Annotated in this window: 13 protein-coding genes; 6 read left to right on the top strand and 7 right to left on the bottom strand. The window is 61.9% G+C overall.

Going from position 1 to position 14,005, the window contains the following annotated elements:
* Window positions 1-61: 61 nt before the first annotated feature.
* The 4 genes from PXK07_RS00235 to PXK07_RS00220 all read right to left on the bottom strand — a co-directional run bounded on the left by PXK07_RS00235 (window position 62) and on the right by PXK07_RS00220 (window position 3,401).
* Entirely contained in the window at window positions 62-754 is a 693-nt protein-coding gene (locus PXK07_RS00235) for a DUF502 domain-containing protein (RefSeq protein ID WP_274846175.1), read from the bottom strand.
* 92 nt (window positions 755-846) lie between these two features.
* Window positions 847-1,761 carry a pseudouridine-5'-phosphate glycosidase gene (locus PXK07_RS00230; RefSeq protein ID WP_274846174.1) on the bottom strand — a complete coding sequence of 305 codons (915 nt, stop codon included), beginning with the start codon at window positions 1,759-1,761 and terminating at the stop codon, window positions 847-849.
* Window positions 1,758-2,681 (bottom strand): PfkB family carbohydrate kinase, encoded by a 924-nt coding sequence (locus tag PXK07_RS00225; RefSeq protein WP_274846173.1) that lies wholly within the window; start codon window positions 2,679-2,681, stop codon window positions 1,758-1,760. The genes PXK07_RS00230 and PXK07_RS00225 overlap by 4 nt, the downstream gene beginning before the upstream one ends.
* Window positions 2,682-2,768: 87 nt before the next feature.
* Window positions 2,769-3,401: a thiamine phosphate synthase gene (locus PXK07_RS00220; protein WP_274846172.1), complete on the bottom strand. Its 633-nt coding sequence runs from the start codon at window positions 3,399-3,401 to the stop codon at window positions 2,769-2,771.
* A gap of 178 nt (window positions 3,402-3,579) precedes the next feature.
* On the opposite strand from PXK07_RS00220, the gene PXK07_RS00215 reads away from it, so the two are divergent.
* From PXK07_RS00215 to PXK07_RS00205, 3 genes are all read left to right on the top strand, one after another.
* Window positions 3,580-4,326 (top strand): RNA methyltransferase, encoded by a 747-nt coding sequence (locus PXK07_RS00215; protein WP_274846171.1) that lies wholly within the window; start codon window positions 3,580-3,582, stop codon window positions 4,324-4,326.
* A gap of 70 nt (window positions 4,327-4,396) precedes the next feature.
* A complete protein-coding gene (gene ctaA / locus PXK07_RS00210; protein ID WP_274846170.1) occupies window positions 4,397-5,545 on the top strand; it encodes a heme A synthase in 1,149 nt (382 codons plus the stop codon).
* Window positions 5,546-5,549: 4 nt separating this feature from the next.
* Window positions 5,550-7,019: a carboxypeptidase M32 gene (locus tag PXK07_RS00205; RefSeq protein ID WP_274846169.1), complete on the top strand. Its 1,470-nt coding sequence runs from the start codon at window positions 5,550-5,552 to the stop codon at window positions 7,017-7,019.
* Between the two features lie 54 nt (window positions 7,020-7,073).
* On the opposite strand, the gene PXK07_RS00200 is transcribed toward PXK07_RS00205, so the two are convergent.
* Both PXK07_RS00200 and gyrA read right to left on the bottom strand, forming a co-directional pair.
* Window positions 7,074-7,424 (bottom strand): DUF6614 family protein, encoded by a 351-nt coding sequence (locus PXK07_RS00200; protein WP_274846168.1) that lies wholly within the window; start codon window positions 7,422-7,424, stop codon window positions 7,074-7,076.
* Between the two features lie 132 nt (window positions 7,425-7,556).
* Window positions 7,557-10,274 (bottom strand): DNA gyrase subunit A, encoded by a 2,718-nt coding sequence (gene gyrA, locus PXK07_RS00195; RefSeq protein WP_274846167.1) that lies wholly within the window; start codon window positions 10,272-10,274, stop codon window positions 7,557-7,559.
* A gap of 205 nt (window positions 10,275-10,479) precedes the next feature.
* Between gyrA and PXK07_RS00190 the strand changes: the two genes are divergently transcribed.
* Complete coding sequence (locus PXK07_RS00190) at window positions 10,480-10,749, top strand: usg protein (RefSeq protein WP_274846166.1); 270 nt, start codon at window positions 10,480-10,482, stop codon at window positions 10,747-10,749.
* A gap of 6 nt (window positions 10,750-10,755) precedes the next feature.
* Here PXK07_RS00190 and PXK07_RS00185 read toward each other — a convergent pair whose 3' ends face one another.
* Window positions 10,756-11,709 (bottom strand): radical SAM protein, encoded by a 954-nt coding sequence (locus PXK07_RS00185; protein WP_274846165.1) that lies wholly within the window; start codon window positions 11,707-11,709, stop codon window positions 10,756-10,758.
* 146 nt (window positions 11,710-11,855) lie between these two features.
* Here PXK07_RS00185 and zwf point away from each other — a divergent pair, with 146 nt between their 5' ends.
* A complete protein-coding gene (gene zwf, locus PXK07_RS00180) occupies window positions 11,856-13,331 on the top strand; it encodes a glucose-6-phosphate dehydrogenase (RefSeq protein WP_274846164.1) in 1,476 nt (491 codons plus the stop codon).
* Window positions 13,328-13,999: a 6-phosphogluconolactonase gene (pgl, locus tag PXK07_RS00175; protein WP_274846163.1), complete on the top strand. Its 672-nt coding sequence runs from the start codon at window positions 13,328-13,330 to the stop codon at window positions 13,997-13,999. The genes zwf and pgl overlap by 4 nt, the downstream gene beginning before the upstream one ends.
* The last annotated feature ends 6 nt before the right edge of the window (window positions 14,000-14,005 follow it).

Here is a 14,005-nt window from a genome sequence, read left to right as displayed (position 1 = left end):
CAACAAAGGCGGATCTTACTCAGGTCCGCCTTTCGTTTTATCGCTTGGACCTTGAGGCCTGTTACCCGGCCTGCTTGTCTGCTGGCGGCTGGCTCGGATCCTTGGGGTTTGGGTAGACCAGCCCGGCCGAGATCACCAGCTTGGCGGCGTCCTCCACCGACATGTCCAGCATGGTCACATCCTCTTCCGGCACGAACAGCAGAAAGCCCGAGGTCGGGTTGGGGGTGGTCGGGATGAAGACGCTCATCAGCCCGCCGGAGGTCTGTGCCCGCTTGGCGATTTCACCCTTCGCCTTGGTGGAGACGAATCCGATCGCCCAAATGCCGCGGCGCGGGTATTCGATCAGGCAAGCCTGGTCAAAGCTGCTTTCGGCCTGGGCGAATACGGTTTCCGAGATCTGCTTGATGCCGGAATAGATCGACCGGACCACAGGCATCCGGTTGACCAGGTTCTCGGCAAACCCGATCAGCGACCGCCCGATAATCCCCTTGGCGATCCAGCCGACCGCGATGGTGAACAGCAAAAAGAAGATCAGCCCGACGCCGCGCAGGTTGATCCCGATATATTGCTCGGGACGCAGGTTGTGGGGCACCAGCGGCAGAACCACGCCATCGATCCAGCCCATAACGGTCCAGAGCAGCCAGAGCGTCAGCCCCACCGGGGCGATCACCACGATACCGGTCAGAAAAGACGAGCGCAGCCGCGCAAATAGCCCGGGTTTGCGTTGGGGTTCGTGGTCAAAGGGCGTGGTCATTTTTGTTTTCTTGGCGCAGTCGCAGGGAAGGTTGCCGGGAACCTAGGCACTGTTGTCCGGCAGAGCAATGGGCTTGCTTGGCAAAACCGGGATCAGGGCGCAATTGCGTTCAATTCCTGTGCGATCTTTGCCGCAAGGCGGGCATTGTTGCGGACCAATGCGATATTGGCGACCAGCGACCGTCCTTCGGTCAGTTCAAATATCCGCTGCAACAGGAAGGGGGTCACGGCCTTGCCGGAAATGCCTTCTGCATCGGCCTCTGCCTGGGCCTGCGCGATCACGGGGGTCAGCTCCTCTGCCGGGATCTCTGCCTCGGTCGGGATGGGGTTCGCGATCAGCTGTCCGCCCGGCAGCTCCATCGCCCTGCGCAGGGCATGGGCGCGCGCGATATCGCGGGCGCTGTCCATGCGCAGCGGTGCCGCGAGATCGGACTGCGAGGACCAGAAGGCGGGAAAGGCATCCTGACCGTAGGCAATCACCGGAACCCCTTGTGTTTCCAGAACTTCCAGGGTTTTGGGGATGTCCAGGATCGCCTTTGCACCGGCCGCCACAACGGTGACCGGGGTCTGTGCCAGTTCCAGCAGATCGGCGGAGATATCAAAGCTGGTCTCGGCTCCCCTGTGAACACCGCCAATGCCGCCGGTGGCAAACACCTCGATCCCTGCAAGCCGCGCCGCGATCATCGTGGCCGCCACGGTTGTTGCACCGGTGCCGCCGGTGGCGATACAGGCCGCCATATCGGCGCGCGAAACCTTTGCAACCCCGCTTGCCTGTCCCAGCTCCTGCAGCTCATCCTGCTCTAGCCCCACATGCAGAGTCCCATTGAGGATCGCCATGGTGGCCGGGACAGCCCCCGCATCGCGGATCTCCTGTTCGACCTCACCTGCGGTATCGACGTTCTGCGGGTAGGGCATGCCATGGGTGATGATGGTGCTTTCGAGCGCCACCAGCGGCTTGCCCTCTGCCTTGGCTTCAGCAACTTCGGTGGAATAGCGAATGGGGATCACAGCGGGGGTTCTCCTGAAACGTAGCTGGCAGCCGCTGCCAGGGCAGAGGCAAGGGCCGTATCGGCCGCCTCGCCGCGGGCCTCGGCGGCGATATGGGCGGCCATGAAGGTATCGCCCGCACCGGTGATGCGCGCGACACGGACCTTTGGGGGCTCAAGCGTGTGAACTTGGTCTTTGTCTGCCTTGGTTGCAGCGCTGCTGCCATCGGTCACCAGCACCCGCGCGGCGCCGCGATCCAGCAGGGCCCGCGCGGCACTCTCGCTATCGGTGAAGCGGTCCTGGCACAGGAGACCGGCCTCCTCGAGGTTGACATACAGTGTGCCCCGGCCATGCACCAGAAACGGACGCAACCGCTCTGCCTTGCCGGGAGAGGCCGGAGCCACCCGCAGATCGGCGGCGGCAAAGGCCGGGCTGATGGCAATCTCATCCAGCAGCGACAGGGTCAGGTTGCCATCCAGCGCAATGGGCCCGCCATAGGGCGCGACCTCTGACCCCAGGGTGCCATCAAACAGTGGGTTCAGGATCTTGGCGCCTGCCGCCTCCAGCGAGTGGGCATCGGCAATGGCGGCGATCAACCCGTTGGCGCCTTCGACCGCCATATAGCGATCGGTGGGCAGGTCCGCCGAGCGATAGAGGTAACCGGTTTCAAGGCCCAGGTGGCCACAGGCCGCAATCAGTTCGGCGCCTTCGGCGTCTTGCCCAACCGCGCTCAGCAGCACCGGCTTCATCCCAAAGCGCGCCAGGGTCATGGCGATATTCATCGCAACACCGCCGGGCAACCGGGTGATCCGCCCCGGCCTATCGGCGCCATGGGGCATCTCTGCGGGGCACCGGCCGATGATGTCCCAGAGAACCGACCCGATACAGAGCACCTGCGCCGGGTCTTGCTGCAGGGGCTGTGAAGAAGAATGTGACGTCATTCCTTCGTCTTGCCGCCTTTTGCCGCCCCTCGCAAGCGGTATCACGCGCCATTTACCAAAGAGGACAAACCTCTGTCGGTTGGGCTCTTAGCCCATCGCCTTGAGAAAGGATTGGAGGGTTGCGGCGGGATCGTCGCTGCGCCAGATCTCGTCACCGATGCCAAAGAAATCGGTGAAGGGGGCGAAGCGGGTGATCAGCTCTTCGGTCAGGCCGCCCTCGGCCACCACCGGCACCTCGATCATCTCGGACCACCACTGGAACAGGTCCAGCTCGGGCTGGGCGCCATCGCCCAGGCCGGAGGTGCCCACCGGGCCAAAGCTGACGTAATCGGCGCCGGCCTCACCGGCCGACATGCCGTCATGGCGCGAGGCACCGCAGAAACTGCCGACGATGGCGTCTGCGCCAAGTGCCTTGCGGGCGCTGCGCACCGATTTCGAGGCATCGCTCAGATGTACACCGTCCAGACCCAAGCGTTCGGCCAGGATCTGATGATCCGAGATCACGATGGCCACGTCGCGGGCATGGCAGACCTCGCGCAGGGCATCCCCGGCACGGCTGAGCGTATCTTCATCACGGCTGGCCATATCGAGGCGCACACAGGCGATCTCGACGCTGTCGAGCACTTTTGCCAATTGATCGGGGAACCGGCCCAGCTCAAAACTTGGCGGCGAAATCAGATAGATCTGAGGTGTTTCTACTGTATCCGCGGCGGTATCCATGACGGGGCGCTCCTGTTCTTTCATGGCAGGTGTTTAACGCATCTTACGCCGGACGCAAGGATCCGGCATGCAGGCGGCGCTTTCATTGCCGCCCTGGCAAGCCTTGCCGTTCCCGCGCCCTGCCATTAGAGCAGGGAAAATCGCCTAAAATTGCCCCAGCGGCGCAACGGAGAAAGACATGCCCAGCGAGACCCCTCAGCCCGCCTTTGTTCTGGTCCGCCCGCAGATGGGGGAAAACATCGGTGCCGCCGCCCGCGCCATGTGGAACTTCGGCCTGGACCGGATGCGGATCGTGGCGCCGCGCGATGGCTGGCCGAACCCGAAATCGGTGGCCATGGCCTCGGGCGCGGGCAGGCTGCTGGACGAGGCGCAGCTGGCGCCTGATGTGCCCGGCGCGCTGGAGGATTGCTCCTTTGTCTTTGCCACCACGGCGCGGCCGCGTGAGCTCACCAAACCCGTCTACAGCCCTGAAGCGGCGATGAAATTGGCGCTGGAGAAGATCCGGAGCGGCGAAAAGGTGGCGGTGATGTTCGGCCCCGAACGGGCGGGCCTTGAGAATGACGATATCGCCAAGGCCAATGCCATCATCACGGTGCCGGTAAACCCCGAGTTCCCCTCGCTGAACCTTGGGCAATGCGTGCTATTGACCGCTTATGAATGGCGCCGTCAGGCCGATGAGATCCAGCATGAAAACTTTGAAATCGGCAAATCCGACTGGGCCACGGGTGTCGAAGTCGAGGCGCTGGTGAAACACTATGAAGAGCGCCTGGATGAGGCCGGCTATTTCTTCCCGCCGGAAAAGGCACCGGGCATGAAGGTTGTGTTCCGCAACCTCTTTAGCCGCATGCGCCTGACCCGGGCCGATGTGCAGATGCTGCACGGGATCATGCGGCAGATGGTCCGCTGGAAGAAAAATGGCGAATGACCCCTGACCGGGGCCTTGCGATGATCTATATCTCGCGCGCAAGCGAGACCCGCAATCAAGAGAGACGAGCATGAGCAGCAAGCGCAATATCTTCGAAGAGGTGAGTGAAGCGCAGCCGGTACAACAGGCCGCGCAGCCGGGTGCAATCGACCGGGGCAGGGGCGGTACACGCCGGGCGATCCGGCTCTGGCTGATGCTGCTCTTTGTGCTTGTGATGGCGATGATTGCCGTGGGCGGGCTGACCCGGCTTACGGATTCCGGCCTGTCGATCACCGAATGGCGCCCGGTGACCGGTGCCATTCCGCCGCTAAGCGAGGCCGACTGGCAGGCGGAATTCGAGAAATACAAGCAGATTGACCAGTGGCGGCTGCACAACCAGTGGATGGATCTCTCTGATTTCAAACAGATCTACTGGTGGGAATGGGGGCATCGCCAACTGGGCCGGGTGATCGGCTTGGTCTGGGCAATCGGTTTCTTCGGCTTCCTTCTGGCACGCAAGATCCCCACGGGCTGGACCGGGCGCCTGATCCTGCCCGGCGCCCTTGGCGGTGTTCAGGGCGCGATTGGCTGGTGGATGGTGGCCTCGGGCGTGACCCAGGGCGAGGGCGTGACGACGGTTGCCTCTTATCGGCTGGCCACCCACCTGGGGCTGGCATTTGTGATCCTGGGCTATATCGCCTGGTATGCCTTCCTGCTGGCGCGGGAAGAGCGCGAGCTGATGCAGGCCCGCCGCGCCAAGGAAGCCAAGCTTTTTGGTCTCTCGACCGGGCTGTTGCATTTTGCAGGGCTGCAAATCCTGCTCGGCGCGCTGGTGGCAGGCATCGATGCCGGCCGCTCTTACACCGACTGGCCCTTGATGGGCGGGCAGGTGATCCCGCCGAACCCGTTGATGATTGAACCAATCTGGAAGAACTTCTTTGAAAACCCGGGCCTTGTACAGTTTATCCACCGGATCTGCGGCTATCTCCTGTTTGCCTTTGGCGTGGTTGTCTGGCTGCGGGGCCGCAAGAGCGCCCATGGCCACACCCGGTTTGCCTTCAATGCGGTCTTTGCAGCCCTGTCGGTGCAGATCCTTCTGGGCATCGTTACCGTGATCTACGCCGCCCCCTGGCAGGCGGCGATCCTGCACCAGGTCATGGCTGTGATCCTCTGGGTGTTGATCCTGCGGGCGCGCTTCCTGGCGGCCTATCCCATTGCAACCTCGATCAAGGACGTTTGAGCCCATGACCGCATTCGATCAATTGATGGCCTATGAGCGCGACACCCAGGCGCTGGGGCAGATTTCCGGCCGCCTGGGCTGGGATCAGGAAACCGTGATGCCGCGCGGCGCCACCAGCCAGCGCGGTGCCGAGATGGCCGCGCTTGAGGCGGTTCTGCACGCCCGCCGCAGTGCGCCCGAAGTCGGAGCCTGGCTGGAGGCCGCCGAAGCCCCGGACGAGGTCGGTGCAGCGCACCTGCGGGAAATCCGCCGCAGCTATGAGCGCGCCGTGAAGGTTCCGGCCGATCTGGCCAAGAAACTGGCGCAGGTCACCTCTGAAGCGCAAGGAAAATGGGCACAGGCCCGCGCCGATGAAGACGTCGCCGCCTTTGTTCCGGTCCTGGAAGAGGTCGTTGCCCTGAAGCGGCAAGAGGGCCAGGCGCTGGCAGCCGGGGGGGATCTCTATGACGCGCTGGTCGCCGATTACGAGCATGGAACGACTGCGGCCGAGATTGCCGCGATCTTTGAAGCGATGCGCCCGGCGCTGGTTGATCTGCGCGCCCGCGTTCTCGACCGTCCGGCGCCCAAGGGGTTGGACGGCAGCTTTGACGAATCCAAGCAGATGAAACTGGCCCGCAAACTGGCGCGTGCCTTTGGCTATGACATGGCGCATGGTCGCGTGGACAAGGCGGTGCACCCGTTCAGCTCTGGCTCGGGGTTGGACGTGCGGATCACCACGCGTACCAGCGAAAGCGACCCCTTCAACTGCTTCTACTCCACCATCCATGAGGTCGGCCACGCCGCCTATGAGCAGAACATCAGCCGCGATTACCTGCTGACGCCGCTGGGCCGGGGCGTGTCGATGGGGGTGCATGAAAGCCAAAGCCGGATCTATGAGAACCAGCTGGGCCGCAGCCGTGCCTTCACCGGCTGGCTGTTCGAGCAGATGAAAGACAGCTTTGGTGATTTCGGGATTGCCGATGCCGATGCCTTCTACGCGGCGGTGAACAAGGTTCACAACGGATACATCCGGACCGAAGCGGACGAGCTGCAATATAACCTGCACGTGATGCTGCGTTTCGATCTGGAACGGGCATTGATGCAAGGCGATCTGGAGGTCTCTGACCTGGAGGCGGCCTGGAATGATCGTTTCAAGGCGGACTTCGGCTATGCGGTGGACAAGCCCTCCAACGGCTGTCTGCAGGACGTGCATTGGTCTGTGGGCCTGTTTGGCTATTTCCCGACTTATTCCCTGGGCAATGTCTATGCCGGCTGCCTGCACGAAGCGCTGCGTCGGGATGTGCCGGATCTGGATGACCAGCTTGCCCGGGGTGACACCTCGACAGCTACCGGATGGCTGGGCGAAAACCTGCAACAGCACGGCGGTTTGCGCAGCCCGCGCGACACGATTGCACAGGCCGCCGGCATGGCTCCGGATCATGCGCCTCTTTTGGCCTATCTGGACCGGAAGTTCGCTGACCTCTACGACCTGTAACAGAAAAGGCCGGGCGTACTGCCCGGCCTTGTTCCTGTTCCGATTTCGATCCGCTCAGATCAGCGCCATGCGTTCGGCGCGTTCCGGATCGGGGAAGGGGCGGTACAGCCCGAAATCCGAATGGGCCACCAGCGCCGAGACGTTGGCATATAGCTTCTCGATCTCTTCGTCCTTTTCGCCAAGCACGCGAAAGGCTTGATCCAGCTGGGTCATATTCTCGAATTCGATCTCCAGCAGGAAATCGCGGCAGGAGTCGCTGGCAAGGTTCAGCTTGCGGCGCAGCAGGCGCCAGCCTTTGATCACCTTGCGCTCCTTCAGATAGGACATCCACTGGTCCACCGCGCTGGAAAACGCCAGGGCCTTGGCTTCGTGCTGCAGGTCGATATAGCAATGATAAAGGTTCATCGGGCGCTCCCTCCCGTAAAGACAATCGTTTGCGCAGGAGCTTAGGGGAAATTGTTTAGTCTTTGGTAAAGAGAAATGCCGCCCCGGTTTGGGACGGCATTTCCTGAGTTTCGTTCACCGAGCAGAGCCAGATCAGCCTTCGCTGGCCTCGCCCTCTTCCTCGTCGCCGCTGTCGGCAATCCAGGCGACCGAGACGACCTCTTCGCCCTTGCCGGTGTTGAAGACGCGCACGCCACCTGCCGAGCGGGAGCGGAAGGAAATGCCTTCGACTGGCACCCGGATCGACTGCCCCTTGGAGGTCGCCAGCATGATCTGATCTTCCAGTTCAACCGGGAAGGAGGCCACCAGTTCACCGCCGCGCATGCCCTTGTCCATGGCGGTGACACCCATGCCACCGCGCCCACGTACCGGGTAATCATGGCTGGAGCTGAGCTTGCCCTGGCCGCCCTTGGTGATGGTCAGGATCAGGTTCTCGGAGGCCGACATCTCGGCATAAAGCTCGGTCGAGAAGTTGGGATCCGCCACCACATCCTCATCCGAAGTCTCGGCATCATCGGCAATCCCGGCCATGGCGCGGCGCATCTTGAGATAGGCAGTGCGCTGCTCCGGCGTGTATTTCGAATGGCGGATCACCGACATCGAGACGACCTCGTCGCCCTCGTTCAGCTTGATGCCGCGCACGCCCACCGAATTGCGGCTGTTGAAGACGCGCACCTCGGTCGACGGGAAGCGGATCGCGCGGCCGGTGTTGGTGACCAGCATGATATCGTCATCCTCGGAGCAGATCCGCGCATTGATCAGCTTGGTGTCGGCGTTGTCATCCTCGAACTTCATGGCGATCTTGCCGTTGCGCATCACATTCGTGAAGTCCGAAAGACGGTTACGACGCACAGTTCCAGCAGAGGTTGCGAACATGATCTGCAGGTCGGCCCATTCATCCTCGTCCCGGTCCACCGGCATGATGGCGGCAATCGAGACGCCAGTGGGGATCGGCAGGATATTGACGATCGCCTTGCCCTTGGAGGTACGTCCCCCTTGCGGCAGGCGCCAGGTCTTCAGCTTGTACACCATGCCATCGGTGGTGAAGAACAAGAGCTGCGTATGGGTATTGGCCACAAAGAGGGTGGTGACCACATCCTCTTCCTTGGTTTGCATGCCCGAGAGCCCCTTGCCACCGCGTTTCTGGGCGCGGAAATCGGCCAGCGGCGTGCGCTTGATGTAGCCGCCCGAGGTCACGGTCACCACCATGTCCTCGCGTTCGATCAGATCCTCGTCATCCATGTCTCCGGACCAATCGACAATCTCGGTCCGGCGCGGCACGGCGAAATTATCGCGGACCTCGCGCAGCTCATCGGCGATGATCCCCATGATACGTTCACGAGAACCAAGAATTTCGAGGTATTCCTTGATCTTGGCAGCCAGATCTTCAAGTTCGTCGGTGACTTCCTTGACGCCGATCTGGGTCAGGCGTTGAAGGCGCAGTTCAAGGATAGCGCGGGCCTGGGTTTCCGACAGGTTGTAGGTGCCGTCCTCGTTCATCGTGTGGGTCGGATCGTCGATCAGGCGGATGTAATCGGCGATGTCCATCGCGGGCCAGCGCCGGGTCATCAGCTTTTCGCGGGCCTCTGCCGCATCTGCTGACGAGCGGATGGTGGCAACGATTTCATCCACGTTGGACACGGCAACCGCCAGACCGCAGAGGATATGGCTGCGCTCGCGCGCCTTGCGCAAAAGGTAGGCGGTACGGCGCGCCACCACATCTTCGCGGAAGTCGATGAAGGAGGTCAGGAACCGGCGCAGGGTCAGCTGTTCGGGGCGGCCGCCATTCAGCGCCAGCATGTTGCAGCCAAAATGCGTCTGCATCGGCGTGAAGCGATACAGCTGGTTCAGCACCACCTCGGCGGTGGCGTCGCGCTTCAGCTCGACAACGACACGCACCCCGTTACGGTCCGATTCATCCTGCACATGGGCCACGCCTTCGATCTTCTTGTCGCGTACCTGTTCGGCGATCTTCTCGATCATCGAGGCCTTGTTCACCTGATAGGGAATCTCATCCACGACAATGGCATAGCGGTCTTTCCTGATCTCCTCCACGCGGGTCTTGGCGCGGATGATGACGCTGCCGCGCCCCTCCAGATAGGCCTTGCGCGCGCCAGAGCGGCCCAGCATCACACCGCCGGTGGGAAAGTCCGGCCCCGGCACATAGTCGATCAGCTGTTCGCTGGTGAGATCCGGTTCCTCGATCAGCGCGAGCGTCGCATCGATCACTTCGCCCAAGTTATGCGGCGGGATATTGGTCGCCATGCCCACGGCGATACCGCCGGCGCCATTGACCAGCATGTTCGGGAACCGGGCTGGCAGCACCGTCGGTTCCTGGTCCTTGCCATCGTAGTTGTCCTGGAAATCGACGGTTTCCTTGTCGATATCTGAGAGCATGAAGGCGGCCGGCTTGTCCATGCGCACCTCGGTGTAGCGCATGGCAGCGGGGTTATCGCCATCCATGGAGCCGAAGTTGCCCTGGCCATCGAGCAGCGGCAGAGACATGGAGAAATCCTGTGCCATGCGCACAAGAGCGTCATAGATCGCGCTGTCCCCATGGGGGTGGTATTTACCCATGACATCGCCCACCGGACGGGCCGACTTGCGATAGGCCTTTTCGTGAGTATTTCCAGTCTCGTGCATCGCGTAGAGGATGCGCCGATGGACCGGTTTCAGACCGTCGCGCAGGTCCGGAATGGCCCGGCTGACGATGACCGACATGGCATAGTCCAGATAGGAGGTGCGCATCTCGGATTCGATGGATACCGTCGGGCCATCGTAGGCTGGCTTTGACGGTGGGGTTTCATCCATATTTTCAGGAGTTTCCGGCGTATCGCTCACGTTTGCTGCCCGTTCTGTGGTAGGGGTCTGTCTTGTGTCAGGACACCCTATCAGACACCCCATGTGGGGCGCAAGCAAGGTGAGCCCGCGCCATGCCGCTGCCTCCGCCTTTGGGGACTGTTAACCTTTGTCGGCCTAGGATTCCTGTTGGGGGGCTTCACAAAGGAGGCCACAGATGGAGACGCGTGAAACCGAACTCATGCTCAAGGGCTACGGGCTCACCACCGCGGAATTCTGCTATCACATGCCAGACCATCCGCATGTTCTGAACACCTTTATCTGGCAGGACTACGATCTGGCACCCGACCATGATCGCATGTTCAAATTCATCGAATTCTGGCACCGGGAAATAGACGGACCGCTGCATTCGGTCCGCTTTACCCATCGCAAGATGATCAGCGCGGGGGAATGGCGCCATGTGACCGGTGAATTTCGCATTCACTGAAGGGGGTTAAGCCGAACAGCTTGCCCCGCCAAGGACGCAGAACTTGGCGCAATGAGGGTGGTTCAGGGCCACCGGGCGCTCGGCTGCAGCCAATGTCGCACCCAGTTCGAACTCGGGCGCATAGGGCAACAGGGTGCAGGCCAGAACCACGGGCCCAGCGGCCCCTTTGCGCTTTACCACCATGCGCGAGGAGGCGCACATGACATCATCCGGGGATTTGTTCAGGATCCCCCAGCACGCGGTGGTGATTTCAGGCACTTCGACGCTTTCATCCATTTCCGGAAACAGCACAGTCTGACCGGGGTCTGCCGCATCCACCGCAAACCCATGCGCGGCAAAGAGATCGGCAAAACCGCTGCGCGCCTCGGCCTCGCTTTCGGCAAAGGTGATCCGGCCGGCAACCGCCATCTGAAACCCATTGTCGCGCAGCCAGCCCATGCCCTCCAGCGTCTTGGCGAAACTGCCCGCTCCGCGCTCTGCATCGTGAATCGGGCCAGTGTGGTGATCCAGCGACACGCGTAGGGTCATCTTGCCGGGAAAGGCCTGGTTCAGCCGCAACAGATCGCGCCGCACGGATTTGCGCATCATCGGGCGCATGGCGTTGGTGAGGATCAAGACCTCATAGCCGCGCAGAAGGGCAGCCTCGGTCATCGCGCACATATCAGGGTTCATGAAGGGCTCACCGCCGGTGAAGCCGATTTCCCGGATCGGCCAGCCTTGGGCCTCGATCTGGTCCAGATAGGGTTCCACCTCTTTGGTGCTCAGATAGACCAGCGCATCATTGCGGGGAGAGCTGAGGATATAGCAATTCGCACATTCAATGTTGCAAAGGGTACCGGTGTTGAACCACAGGGTTTCGGGTCGGCTCAACGCCACAGTGGCCCGGTCACTACCGTCGGCCGTCACCAGACTGTCTTGAAATTTGCCTAGATTGGCAGCGGGCTGAGGCAGATCTTTCACGTGAATGTCCTTATGGGCCGTTCCTTTCACCAAAGGCTAGCCTATACTGCCGCAAAAGTGAAAGCCGCCAGTGGTCATATTGACGTGGATGTGAAGATGAAATTCCCGCATGATCAGCCGCTTGGCACAGGAAATTGGAACAGGTCATGTCCCCTCGTGTGATTCCGGTCGACCCTTTCGATCTGGTGATCTTTGGCGGCACCGGCGATCTGGCCCAGCGGAAGATTCTCCCGGCTCTTTATCGCCGGTTCTGCGGCGGTCACTTCCCGGATGACGCCCGTATCATCGGTGCCGCCCGCAGTGACATGAGCGATGACGACTATCGCGCCTTCGTGGCCGAGGCGATCACCAGCACGCTGACCGACCATGGCCCGGATGCCAGTGCCATGCCCGACTTCCTGAGCCGCGTCAGCTATGTGTCGCTCGATGCAAATGAGGATCGCGGCTGGGAGTATCTGGCGGGGCAGATCAAGGCGCGGTCAGAAAAACCGATCCGGGTGTTCTACTTTTCCGTTGCACCCTCTCTGTTCGGCCCCCTGGCCGAGCGCCTGCAGGCCCACGGGCTGTCAGACGCGGAAAGCCGGATCGTGGTGGAAAAACCCTTTGGTCATGATCTGGCCTCGGCGCGGGCACTGAACGCGACGCTGGCGGGCTATTTCTCAGAAAACCAGATATTCCGGATCGATCATTACCTGGGCAAGGAGACGGTGCAGAACCTGATGGCGATCCGCTTCGGTAACATGTTGTTCGAACCGCTGTGGAACAGCCAATACGTGGATCACATCCAGATCACCGTCGCAGAAACCGTCGGCGTGGCCGGGCGTGAAGATTATTACGACCGCGCCGGTGCGATGCGGGACATGATGCAGAACCACCTGATGCAGCTTCTGTGCCTGATCGCCATGGAGCCGCCCGCCAAATTCGATCCGGACGCGGTGCGCGACGAAAAGCTGAAGGTGATCCGCGCGCTGGAGCCGCTGGAGCCACATCATATCGTGCGCGGTCAATACTCAAAGGCGCCAGGGGATGACAGGGCGGACACCAATTACCGGGAAACCGTTGGAAATCCGCGCTCTACCACCGAAAGTTACATCGCCTTCAAGGCCCATATCAGCAACTGGCGGTGGGCGGGCACCCCCTTTTACCTGCGCACCGGGAAACGGCTGGCCGCGCGGTCCTCGGTGATCAATGTGTTGTTCAAGGATGCGCCCCATTCGATTTTCGGAGAGTCCGCCGGACGCCATGCCAACCACCTGAAAATCCGCCTGCAACCCAATGAGGGCATCACCCTCAGCGTGACCATCAAGGAGCCTGGTCCCGGCGGCATGCGGTTGATCGATGTGCCGCTGGACATGAGCTTTGCCACCGCGCTTGGCGCCGACGGCCAGAACCCGCCCGATGCCTATGAGCGCCTGATCACCGATATGATCCGTGGCAACCAGACCCTGTTCATGCGCGGCGATGAGGTCACCGCCGCCTGGGCCTGGACGGATCCGATCATCGCGGGCTGGCAGGCGCGGGGTGACGTTCCCAAACCCTATGACACCGGCAGCACGGGCCCCGGCGACGCAGATCTGCTGATGCGCCGCGATCGACGTGAATGGAGAGGGATAAACCCATGAATATCATCGATTATCCCGATCAGGAAATTCTTGCCATCGATGTTGCAAAACGCATCGCCGAGGATCTTGAGACGCATCTTTTACATCACGACAGCGCCTCCCTGGCGGTGGCGGGCGGGACCACGCCGGGGCCGATTTTCGACGATCTCTGCGCCGCTGCTTTGGATTGGGACCGCGTGCATGTGATGGCCAGCGATGAACGCTGGGTGCCCTCTGACAGCGATCGTTCCAATGCGCGGCTGATCCGGAACCGTCTGCTGACCGGACCAGCCGCCGCGGCCCGGTTCCTGCCGTTCTATGTGCCGGGCCGTCCCCCGGAAGAGGTGTTGGCGGAGGTCGAGGCGCTGATCATCCCGGAACTCCCTCTCTCCGTTGTGCTTCTGGGCATGGGAGAGGACATGCACACCGCCTCGCTGTTTCCCGGTGTTGCCGGGTTAGAGGCGGCCCTTGCCCGGGATGCGACGCCCCTGGCGGTACTGCGCCCCGAAAGCCAGCCCGAGGCCCGCGTCAGCCTCACAGCAGAGGTTCTGAACGGGGCGCTCTGCAAGCATCTGGTGATCTTTGGCGCCGCCAAGAGAGAGGCGCTGGAGCGCGCCTTGTCGCTGCCGCCGGAAGAGGCGCCGATACAGGCTGTTCTCAGCGGTGCCGAGGTGCATTGGGCGCCCTGACAGGCG

The sequence above is a fragment of the Phaeobacter sp. QD34_24 genome (assembly GCF_028890115.1).
Taxonomy (GTDB): Bacteria; Pseudomonadota; Alphaproteobacteria; order Rhodobacterales; family Rhodobacteraceae; genus Phycobacter.
Note: the sequence above shows the minus strand (reverse complement) of the source record. Positions and strands in the feature narration are given on the sequence as shown.

What these genes read in the sequence shown, in the direction of transcription:
- PXK07_RS00235 (WP_274846175.1), bottom strand. Translation starts at nt 754, where the DNA reads ATGACCACGCCCTTTGACCACGAACCCCAACGCAAACCCGGGCTATTT.
- PXK07_RS00225 (WP_274846173.1), bottom strand. Translation starts at nt 2,681, where the DNA reads ATGACGTCACATTCTTCTTCACAGCCCCTGCAGCAAGACCCGGCGCAG.
- PXK07_RS00220 (WP_274846172.1), bottom strand. Translation starts at nt 3,401, where the DNA reads ATGGATACCGCCGCGGATACAGTAGAAACACCTCAGATCTATCTGATT.
- PXK07_RS00215 (WP_274846171.1), top strand. Translation starts at nt 3,580, where the DNA reads ATGCCCAGCGAGACCCCTCAGCCCGCCTTTGTTCTGGTCCGCCCGCAG.
- ctaA (WP_274846170.1), top strand. Translation starts at nt 4,397, where the DNA reads ATGAGCAGCAAGCGCAATATCTTCGAAGAGGTGAGTGAAGCGCAGCCG.
- PXK07_RS00205 (WP_274846169.1), top strand. Translation starts at nt 5,550, where the DNA reads ATGACCGCATTCGATCAATTGATGGCCTATGAGCGCGACACCCAGGCG.
- PXK07_RS00200 (WP_274846168.1), bottom strand. Translation starts at nt 7,424, where the DNA reads ATGAACCTTTATCATTGCTATATCGACCTGCAGCACGAAGCCAAGGCC.
- gyrA (WP_274846167.1), bottom strand. Translation starts at nt 10,274, where the DNA reads ATGGATGAAACCCCACCGTCAAAGCCAGCCTACGATGGCCCGACGGTA.
- PXK07_RS00190 (WP_274846166.1), top strand. Translation starts at nt 10,480, where the DNA reads ATGGAGACGCGTGAAACCGAACTCATGCTCAAGGGCTACGGGCTCACC.
- zwf (WP_274846164.1), top strand. Translation starts at nt 11,856, where the DNA reads ATGTCCCCTCGTGTGATTCCGGTCGACCCTTTCGATCTGGTGATCTTT.
- pgl (WP_274846163.1), top strand. Translation starts at nt 13,328, where the DNA reads ATGAATATCATCGATTATCCCGATCAGGAAATTCTTGCCATCGATGTT.